Below are 9,731 nucleotides of genomic sequence, written 5' to 3'. Positions count from 1 at the left end.
AAGCACCTGCACAGGTGCTTTTTTTTGTATCATCCGTATTTATGGGAAACCGATCAACTCCGCTTTGCAGGCAAAAATCGGAGTTTAAAGGTAACTCGATTATGGGCGGGATGGCTTCAATGCGATGATGCTGCGGTCTTTCTGAACGATTCAATCAAGCTGGTAAAGCTGTCCCCTTCACGGCCATTCGCCATCCCCCGCTTGAAAATCTCCAAAACCGCTGCAGGCAATGAGGTGTCCACCCCTGAGTCATGTGCGGTATGAACGATGTGCTCAACACTGGCAGCGCCCATGGCGAGCCGGTCTACGTCCCCCGGATATTCTCCTGCATCGATGCGCGGCGTATAGAACTCAATGAATTGTGGCAGCGAAGCCATGGTGCTGACTGCATGTGACTTTAATTGCTCTGCGGTGATGCCGTTCGCCTGTCCTACTGCAACAGCGTGGAGATAACTGAGCATAGCCGTCCAGAACATATCCATTCCGATCTGATAATACAGCGCGGCGAGTCCAGGGTCTTCACCCCTGTAGTCCGTGCTAGTCAACACTTCAAGCACCTCCTTGTGTGCCTCGAAGATATCCAAGGGACCGCTGTAAAAGGTGAACGATTCCGGCTTGCCGATCCCCGACGGAGGCACCTGCACACCGCCGGTAAGCTGAGAGGCACCATGCCCGGCCAGCCATTTGGCTGCTTCCCGGGCTTTCTTTGGGGTGTCCGAGCTAAGGTTAACGAATACCTTGCCGGCAAGGCTGTCTGCGGCATTTTCCAGGATGGCGTACATCGCGTTGTAGTCGGTAAGACTGAGAAGCACTAATTCATTCGCATCCAGTGCTTCCTTAATTGTAGAGGTTCCGACAGCTCCCAGTTTAATAAGCTCATCGGCTTTGCTGGCCGTACGATTCCACAAGGTGACTGCGTGGCCATGGTTTAGAAACGTGCGTGCCATCGCTTGGCCCATCGGACCTAGGCCGATGATGGTCACTGATGATTTACTTGATTGACGAATTTTCATAATGGTTGATAACTCCTTCCAAATAAGTCTTACCCCATGCTAAACGATGACACTAGTGTCAAAGTCAAGATAGCTGTCTGATAGACTCAAAGTAGGGTACTTTGTTATAGTTAACTTAACGGGATTTTTTGGGGAGGAACCAGATGAAACCTATTAATAAACTTAGCGTTCAAGATGATTTTGTCGGCTTCTACTTGCTGAAAGAGTTAAATATGAGACAGACCAACGGCACGCCGCCGAAAGATTATTTCGATATTATTCTCTCGGATGCGAGCGGCCAGATTTCGGCGAAGTACTGGGACGTGACCATTCAGGATAAAGAAACGTTCCTGCCGATGCAATTAGTCAAAATTCAGGGAACCGTGCTGAGCTACCGGGATCAGCCTCAAGTCAAGATCAGCCGAATCCGCAAGGCGACGGATGAGGACGGCGTTTCCTTGACCGATTTTGTGAGGGCTGCGCCAATCCGTCCCGTGGATCTGTTACATACGATCAAACTTACGATGAATGAGATTACGGAGCCGCAGGTACGAAGCATCGTGCAGTATTGTGTGTCGAAGGTGGAAGAGAAGCTGATGCATTATCCGGCTGCCAAAACCTATCATCATGCCTATTTTGCCGGACTTGCCTATCATATTGTCCGCATGCTGGAGATTGGCGATTTCATCTGCAAGCAGCGGCCGTTTCTGAATCCGGACTTGATTAGGGCGGGCATTATCCTTCATGATATCGCAAAGCCGGAAGAGATGATCGCTCAGATGGGCATCGTTACGGACTACAGCAATCAGGGAAAGCTGATCGGACATATCGCCCTGGCATCCAATTGGATCGTGGAAGCGGCCATACAGAACGACATCGCGCTGGATTCCGAAGTGGTACTGGGATTACAGCATCTCGTACTTTCCCACCATAACCTGGGAGAGTGGGGGAGCCCAGTTCAGCCGCAAACGGCTGAAGCCGTTGCGCTGCATCATATCGATCTGCTGGATGCCAAGCTGCAGATGGTAGAGGACGCCCTGGATACGACACTTGAAACGGAGCCGTGGACACCGATGATCCGCGGACTCGACAATAAGGCGATTTATCGACTGAAGGTATAACGATTGCTGTACAGTAAGAAAAGAGAGTGCCTTTCATAAAATGATTGAGGCATCCTTCGATCCGTTGGATCATGGAGGATGCCTCTTCGTTATGCTTGGAAAAGTTTAAGGTTCTTGGCTCGATATCGGTATGGTAAAGCGCACCGTCGCCCCGCGAGGAGGGGTGTTCTCTGCAGAAATTTGCCCTCCATGATGCTGAATGAGAAGTTTGGCGATATACAGTCCCAGACCGGAATGCCCTTTTTGTCTTGAGGAATGATGTTCTCCTTGATAAAACTGCTTAAATACCTGCTGCAGATCCTGCTGCTGCCCAAAACCTGCTCCATTATCCGTGACAGCCATCATCACCTGCTCCTCGGTGATTTCGATCCGCCATAGAATCTGTCCGGCTTCAGGAGTATATCGAATGCTGTTCGAAACGAGATTATCCAGAACCTGCATGATGCGATAGGGATCCAAGATGAGGAGTTTCTTGTTCATTCGTTTATCGTCGATCTCTGTATGGAAGGTTATGTTCTTATTGCTGCATAAAGCGGCATATTCCATGGTTTTATCCTCCGCCAGCTCTTCAATATCCACGGGAAGCGACTGGAGCCGAAAGGACACCTTTTCAATTTCTGCGATGGTGTTCATATCCTGAAGAAGCTTCGAAGCACGCGTCGTGTTGCGTTTGATGACTTGCAAATATTGCGATCGTTTGGCTTCGTAAGACTCCCCGTTCATCTGTTCCAAGCCCTCAACATGTCCTTGAATAATCGTAAGCGGTGTCCGAAGGTCGTGAGCGAGAGCCGCAAACATGGTGCTTCGATCCTGCTCCAATCTCCACTCCCGCCGGGTGGATTGCTCCAGCTCTTGACGCATGTCCTCGAAAGCATGTGTAAGACGGTTAACTTCCGTTATAGACGATGTCCCTGTCATCGAAAAGTGTAAATTTCGCTCTTTAATCATTTCGGCTCCTTGCAGAAGCTGCTGCAGCGGAGCGCTGATTTTTCGGCTGATCCGCCTGCCGAATACCAAGGTGAACAAGATGATATACATAAATGGCGTAAGAAAGAACGCAAGGAACCCAAAGGTCACCAAGGGATTCAGCGCAGGATTGGCCGCCGTTACCTTCAGGCTGTATCCAACCAGAAGAGCGCCGATAAGATTGCCGTCCCTGGAGACAACCGGCTTGTATACTATGATTTCATTCATGCCTCTGCGCGTCTGGTTTAATCGCGCCAGGATCTTCTGCCGGCTAAGCGATTCATTGATATGAAGATCCCCGTACAAGGGTTCGCCAGTAAGGGATACTACCAGGTAGGACATGCCCTGGGAGGGGATCACCTTTTCCAGTTCGGCTTGTCCCTGCTTGCTCATGACAGAATCGCCCCGGCTCTGGGCGTATTCCGTAATCACGGGGATTTGAGCTTCGTAATGATTCGCCGGGAGTGCGATGTCATGGTTGAACAAGTACCCGAGCAGCATCACGAGCAGTCCCCAGGTTACAAGCGTAGCCAGCAGGCTGCAGGCCAGAATTGAGACGAAATGGCGGGCGAACGTGTTTTTGATGGAACGCTGTTTCATCATTTGGGATCCCACTTGTAGCCAATGCCCCATACGGTTTGAATATAGCTGCGGTCCTGTGCGTGGGCGGCCAGCTTGGCCCGGATTTTCTTGATATGCTCGGTAATGGTAGCGTCGTCCCCCTCGGCGTCAAACCCCCATAACTTCTCGTAAATCTGCTCTCTGGAAAAGACCTGCCCTTGATGCATCGCCAGCAGTTCCACGATCTGATACTCCTTATTCGTAAGAGCGATGCTGTGCCCGTTGCAGCTAACGGCACGCCCCTTGCAATTGATCGTCAGGGCTTGGAACCGCAGGATGCCTTGTTCTTTTTGCGTGTGGATTCTCTGTTCTCGCCGCAGATGGGCATGGATTCTGGCTTTCAATTCCGCGAGGCTAAAGGGTTTGAGCAGATAATCATCCCCGCCCGCAGCCAGCCCGCGTATCCGGTCCACTTCACTTTGGCAAGCACTCAAGAACACAATGGGACACTGCGTCCTTCCCCTAAGGTGCTCGCAGACCTCAATGCCGTTCATCTCGGGCATCATCACATCGAGTATGATCAGGGACGGTTGTTGTTTGCTCTGGCTCAATGCTTCCCGTCCACTTCCGGCAGTCAGTACGTGATAGCCTTCAAGCTCCAGCGCGTCTTGTATAAAAGAGATGATCTCTTCTTCATCATCCACTAATAGGATCGTTTCGTTTGCCATATCTATTACATCCTCCGAGAAGTCCTAGTTACGAATTTCTTAATAGTTTACTTGAAAATTCTAAAGAAAGGATAAGGAAATAGGTCTTAAATTTCAGTAGCTATAGCATCACTTCGCATGCGGATCATTCTTCCGATCGCTGTTGCCCCCAGATTTCTATCTAAACAATTAAAAAATGTTGAAATCCGGGGGCAAAGGCGACCGCTTATCGCTTCTCCAGAACGATTCCGCCTGCTCCGTTGAAGTATGGATACTTCATAAGTTCAAATAGCTGAACATTTCTTTATCCTTTCTTTATGATTGTACCTTAACCTGAAGGCACAATGATAAGGAGGTACGATGATGGCAACAAAACCACAGCCAAGAATAAGGCTCATTGACAGCTTGAGGGGATTTGCACTATTAGGCATTTTTTTGGTGAACATTACGTTTTTTACGACATCGTTACAAACGATTTCTTTCGGGGTCGAATTATGGTCAGGCTGGTACAATGAAGTCCTGATGCTGCTCCGCGGAATTGTAATTGACGGCAAATTTATATTGATTTTCTCTTTCCTGTTTGGTTATGGCATGGTGTTGTTACAGGAGAGCAGTCAGGCAAAAGGCCGGAACTTTAATCGCATCTATGCTCGAAGGTTGACGGCATTGCTTCTGATCGGTCTGATTCATGGCATCCTGATTTGGTACGGAGACGTTCTGACCCATTATGCACTCATAGGTTTTTTGCTGATGCTGTTTCAACGCTGCAAGCCGCGAACGCTGCTGATCTGGTCACTGTCCCTGCTGCTGCTCGTTCCCGTTCTGCTAACGGGAGCAAGCCTTCTGAACCCGGCATCCGGCCAGGTATTCGAGCCGTTTAGCCCGGCGGATGCCCATCAAATGGGAATCTATTTCCAGGAGCGGGATGCAGCCATATACGGAGAGGGGACGATGGCCGAGATCATCGCTCAGCGACTGAATGATTACATCAGCTCCATCTTGAATATGGTGGTCTTTTACCCGCAAGTATTAGGGATGTTCCTGATGGGTGCCTACTTCTGCAAGCGTCGTATTTTGCATGAGGTCCGGAAGAACCGGAAGGGGATCATCCGATTGGTCGCCATTGGCGGAGGCCTGGGTTTTGTCCTCCAACTCGTGATGTCGCTGGCGGAAGGACTTCCATCCTGGGGCGAGGCGGTCGTTTTATTCGTTGGGGCACCACTCTTGACCCTAGGCTATATCGGCATGTTTGCACTTTTATACCAGAACAAATCGTGGCAGAAGGTGTTGAATCTATTTTCTTATCCGGGAAAAATGGCTTTCACCAACTATTTGCTTCAATCGATCCTTTGCGGATTGATCTTTTACAGCTACGGATTGGGGTGGTACGGAACGATCGAACCGATCTGGCAGATGGTGATGGTATTCGTTATCTTCGCTCTGCAAGTTGTGTTCAGTAGAGCCTGGTTAAAGCGGCTTCCGATCGGACCATTCGAATATGTTTGGCGTCTGTTTACGTATTGGGGAAATCCAGTGAAACAAGGAGAGAGGGGGCATGCTCCTTCCTGAAGATCGAGGCCGCCTATTTAAGTCTTCGCTGCATCAAAGCACCCAAGCTTTAAATAAAACTCTTGCATTATCGATCCCTGGTGTAATACAATGCTTCTTAATTAACGAACACGATATGTTATAACAAGCGATGATGGAAAGAGTAAGCGAAAGAACGTTCCTGACAGGAAAGGGCCGCCACCGACTGAGAGCGCCCGGGCGAAGGTTCTCCGCTGAAGTTCATTCCGGAGCTGGTATGCTGATAATCTGCATGTTTCGTGCAGATGGTAGGTTTACCCGTAACCCTTGCGTTAAGAGGTTCAAGTGAGATGTGTTTGCTTTTTTTTGCATATCTAATAAGGGTGGTACCACGACTCCTCGTCCCTTTCCGGGCGGGGGGTCTTTTTGTTTTTATAAACTAGAAAAAAATGTGAGGGAGAGATTTCAGATGAGTCAAGGACGTTTGGAACAATTAAGATCGGAGCTCGATTCCGTTAATCTTCAGCTGCTGGAGCTGCTGTCGGAACGGGCACGGATCGCCCAGGAGATCGGTCAGGAGAAACAAAAGCAGGGAGTTCCTGATTTTGATCCGGTACGCGAGAAAAAAATGTTGGATACTCTGGTGGAGCATAACCAAGGTCCTTTTGATAATGAAACGGTGCGTCATTTATTTAAACAGATTTTCCAGGCATCCTTGAAGCTGCAGCAAGTCGATCACAAGAAGCATTTGCTGGTGAGCCGGAAGAAGAAACAGGAAGATACACTGATTCAGCTGGGCAGCACCATCATTGGCGGCGGCACGCCGGTCATGATCGCAGGGCCATGCTCCGTTGAGAGTTATGAGCAAGTACGCCAGGTTGCGGCTGCCCTTAAGGAAGCAGGCATAACCGTCATGCGCGGCGGCGCGTTCAAACCGAGAACGTCGCCTTACGATTTTCAGGGCTTGGGCATTGAAGGTCTGAAAATTCTGAAGGAAGTGGCGTCCGAGTTCGGGCTGAAGACGATCAGCGAGATCGTGGACCCTGCGCATATCGAGCTTGCGTGCGAATACATTGACGTCATTCAGATCGGTGCGCGGAACATGCAGAACTTTGAGCTGTTAAAAGCGGCGGGCGACGTTCAGACGCCGGTGCTGTTGAAACGCGGTCTTGCGGCTACGATCGATGAGTTCGTGCACGCTGCGGAATACATCGTGTCCCGCGGCAATACGCAGGTGATGCTGATTGAACGCGGCATACGGACGTACGAGAAGGCGACGAGAAACACCTTGGACATCTCGGCCGTGCCGATTCTGAAACAAGAAACGCATCTTCCGGTACTGGTGGACGTGACGCATTCCACAGGCCGTAAGGACATCCTGGCCGCTTGTGCCAGAGCGGCTCTTGCTGCAGGAGCAGACGGCGTGATGGTCGAAGTTCATCCCGATCCGGCTACGGCGTTGTCCGATGCGGCGCAGCAGCTGAATATTCCGGAATTCCATGATTTCCTGGCGAATGTGAAGAAGTCCGGCTTGCTGTAAACCATGCATTCTTTGGCCTCTGGAAGATAAAGGGTTGACAAAACGCTTCTCATTCCTTAAGATAGTTATCAAAATTCATATCGAAATGTTTTGATTAGAAATAGTAAAAGCGAAATGACTTTTCAGAGAGCCGTTGGCAGGTGTGAAACGGTAATGTCGTTCCCTTTGAACTCGTCTATGAACAGCTGCCTGATCATGTAGGGTTAGCCGGAGTTCCACCGTTATAGGGATAGATGGTGATGGCCATCGAAGAAGATCATTTTGCATAAAATGAATTAGAGTGGTACCGCGGGTTCAACCCCGCCTCTATACGTAGAGGCGGGGTTTTTTTGTTGGTTAAATTCCGGGTTTAACCAACCCCGCTTGATATAAATCAACGAAATGAACGATCGATTATCGAGGAGGAATATCAAATGGAACGCAACATTATTGTATTGGACACGACTTTGCGCGACGGAGAGCAGGTTCCGGGCGCCAAACTGAACGTACAGCAAAAGATCGAATTTGCACAGCAGCTAAAGCGGCTGAACGTCGATATTATCGAGGCTGGTTTTCCCGCGTCTTCGGCAGGGGATTTTCAAGCGGTTCAGGAAATCGCCCGAACCGTGGGAGACAGCGTCTCCATTACTGCGCTTGCACGCGCGGTGAAGGGCGATATCGATGCCGTATATGAAAGCATTAAGCTCGCGCAAAACCCGCTGATTCATATCGTGCTCGGCACCTCGAACATCCATGTAGAGAAGAAATTCAACCGCTCCAAGGATGCCGTGCTTCAGATGGGCGTGGATGCCGTGAAGTACGCCAAAACGCTGCTGCCCCATGTGCAGTATTCGACGGAGGATGCCTCCAGGTCCGATTTTGAATATCTGTGGACAACGATCGAAGCCGTCGTGAAGGCCGGAGCAACAATGATTAACGTGCCGGATACGGTCGGTTACGCCGTTCCGGATGAATTCGGCGAATTGATCCGCAAAATCAACGAGCGCCTGAAGAATCTGAACGATCAGGTTATCCTCAGCGTTCACTGTCATAACGATCTGGGGCTTGCTACGGCAAATACGCTCAGCGCGGTGAGAAACGGCGCCGAGAAAGTGGAATGCACCATCAATGGTTTAGGGGAGCGAGCAGGCAATACGTCGCTTGAAGAAGTGGTCATGGGACTGAAGGTCCGGGAGAATCACTTTAAAGCCTCCACCAACATCCGGCTCAAGGAGCTGATCCGAACCTCCCGGCTGCTGACGCATTTGACGGGCCTGGATGTGCAGGTGAACAAGGCGATTACGGGCGAGAATGCCTTCGCGCACTCTTCCGGTATTCATCAGGATGGTCTGCTGAAAGATAAGCAGGTTTATGAAATTATGTCGCCGGAGGAAGTCGGCGCTGACAGCATGGAGCTGATCCTGACGGCGCGGTCCGGAAGGCATGCGTTCAAGAATGCGGTGGAGAAGCTTGGCTTCGAGACAGGTGAAGGCGAAGATTTTGAAGCGCTGTTTGAGAAATTCCTGCAGCTGGCCGATGCCAAGAAGGAAGTATATGACCATGACGTTTTTTATCTGGTGACCCAGCATCGTACCCATGAAGAAGTCAGCAGTCATCTGTATGAGCTGGATTCGTTCCAGGTCGTGACCAATGATCTGTATCCGACGGCAACCGTGAAGCTGAGAAAAGGCAGCGAGACGTTCAGGGACAGCATGGTGGGGGATGGCCCGATCGATGCGCTGTACAGCGCCATGAAAGCGTTGGTCGGTTTGGACGTACAGTTGAAGGATTACAAAATCAACAGTCTGTCCAGGGGAAAAGAGGCCATCGGCCGGGTGAATATCCGAATCGAATATCAAGGCAAAATCTATTCCGGGCGCGCGATGGATACGGATATCATTAAGGCAAGCGCTTTGGCTTTTCTTAACGGGATTAACGCGGTATTGCTTGATGCCGGCCAGGATGTGCAGGTGCAAGCGCCGGCGAGAGAACTATAGTTAATACCGTCATCAGATCGTTGATGGTTGATTCAATACGATAAGGGAGCTCGGGACGTTTACCAATGGGTAATCCTAAAGGTAACGTAAAGCTGTTGCGGAGCTAAGTACCCCACGCTATTTTTAATGTAGAAGTGGGGTATTTGGCTGTCCGTAAAGGATAACTTTTGGAACGAACAACACTTATTGACCGAACGTTACAAAATATATATAATGAGCTGGAAGCCTTAGGAAAGGAGCCAATCACCATGAGAAGAGTATGCAGGGGCCTGTTGTTGCAACGACGAAATGGTACGTTACGATATGTAGTATTTTAGAGAGGCATGATTTTTTAGATACTT

The 9,731-nt window shown here is 49.9% G+C and carries 7 protein-coding genes and 1 other annotated feature; of the genes, 4 read left to right on the top strand and 3 right to left on the bottom strand.

The features are described from left to right. Nucleotides 1-116: 116 nt before the first annotated feature. On the bottom strand, nucleotides 117-1,013 hold the full coding sequence (locus PLA01S_RS09170) for an NAD(P)-dependent oxidoreductase (protein ID WP_127591714.1): 897 nt from the start codon (nucleotides 1,011-1,013) through the stop codon (nucleotides 117-119). A 143-nt stretch (nucleotides 1,014-1,156) separates the two neighbouring features. Between PLA01S_RS09170 and PLA01S_RS09165 the strand changes: the two genes are divergently transcribed. Then, nucleotides 1,157-2,113: a 3'-5' exoribonuclease YhaM family protein gene (locus tag PLA01S_RS09165; RefSeq protein ID WP_127591713.1), complete on the top strand. Its 957-nt coding sequence runs from the start codon at nucleotides 1,157-1,159 to the stop codon at nucleotides 2,111-2,113. Between the two features lie 105 nt (nucleotides 2,114-2,218). Here PLA01S_RS09165 and PLA01S_RS09160 read toward each other — a convergent pair whose 3' ends face one another. Continuing rightward, entirely contained in the window at nucleotides 2,219-3,682 is a 1,464-nt protein-coding gene (locus PLA01S_RS09160; protein WP_127591712.1) for a HAMP domain-containing sensor histidine kinase, read from the bottom strand. Then, nucleotides 3,679-4,368 (bottom strand): response regulator transcription factor, encoded by a 690-nt coding sequence (locus PLA01S_RS09155; protein WP_127591711.1) that lies wholly within the window; start codon nucleotides 4,366-4,368, stop codon nucleotides 3,679-3,681. Before PLA01S_RS09155 ends, PLA01S_RS09160 begins: the two co-directional genes overlap by 4 nt. A gap of 342 nt (nucleotides 4,369-4,710) precedes the next feature. Between PLA01S_RS09155 and PLA01S_RS09150 the strand changes: the two genes are divergently transcribed. From PLA01S_RS09150 to PLA01S_RS09140, 3 genes are all read left to right on the top strand, one after another. After that, nucleotides 4,711-5,916: a DUF418 domain-containing protein gene (locus PLA01S_RS09150; protein ID WP_127591710.1), complete on the top strand. Its 1,206-nt coding sequence runs from the start codon at nucleotides 4,711-4,713 to the stop codon at nucleotides 5,914-5,916. Nucleotides 5,917-6,343: 427 nt separating this feature from the next. Continuing rightward, complete coding sequence (locus tag PLA01S_RS09145) at nucleotides 6,344-7,414, top strand: bifunctional 3-deoxy-7-phosphoheptulonate synthase/chorismate mutase (protein ID WP_127591709.1); 1,071 nt, start codon at nucleotides 6,344-6,346, stop codon at nucleotides 7,412-7,414. A gap of 81 nt (nucleotides 7,415-7,495) precedes the next feature. Next, nucleotides 7,496-7,725 (top strand) — a binding site (T-box leader). Between the two features lie 102 nt (nucleotides 7,726-7,827). Further along, complete coding sequence (locus PLA01S_RS09140) at nucleotides 7,828-9,390, top strand: 2-isopropylmalate synthase (RefSeq protein WP_127591708.1); 1,563 nt, start codon at nucleotides 7,828-7,830, stop codon at nucleotides 9,388-9,390. The last annotated feature ends 341 nt before the right edge of the window (nucleotides 9,391-9,731 follow it).

The sequence above is a fragment of the Paenibacillus lautus NBRC 15380 genome, assembly GCF_004000945.1.
In the GTDB taxonomy this organism is placed as follows: Bacteria; Bacillota; Bacilli; order Paenibacillales; family Paenibacillaceae; genus Paenibacillus_AQ; species Paenibacillus_AQ lautus.
This window is presented reverse-complemented; position numbering and strand designations above follow the sequence as displayed.

What these genes read in the sequence shown, in the direction of transcription:
- PLA01S_RS09140 (WP_127591708.1), top strand. Translation starts at nt 7,828, where the DNA reads ATGGAACGCAACATTATTGTATTGGACACGACTTTGCGCGACGGAGAG.
- PLA01S_RS09165 (WP_127591713.1), top strand. Translation starts at nt 1,157, where the DNA reads ATGAAACCTATTAATAAACTTAGCGTTCAAGATGATTTTGTCGGCTTC.
- PLA01S_RS09145 (WP_127591709.1), top strand. Translation starts at nt 6,344, where the DNA reads ATGAGTCAAGGACGTTTGGAACAATTAAGATCGGAGCTCGATTCCGTT.
- PLA01S_RS09155 (WP_127591711.1), bottom strand. Translation starts at nt 4,368, where the DNA reads ATGGCAAACGAAACGATCCTATTAGTGGATGATGAAGAAGAGATCATC.
- PLA01S_RS09150 (WP_127591710.1), top strand. Translation starts at nt 4,711, where the DNA reads ATGGCAACAAAACCACAGCCAAGAATAAGGCTCATTGACAGCTTGAGG.
- PLA01S_RS09160 (WP_127591712.1), bottom strand. Translation starts at nt 3,682, where the DNA reads ATGATGAAACAGCGTTCCATCAAAAACACGTTCGCCCGCCATTTCGTC.
- PLA01S_RS09170 (WP_127591714.1), bottom strand. Translation starts at nt 1,013, where the DNA reads ATGAAAATTCGTCAATCAAGTAAATCATCAGTGACCATCATCGGCCTA.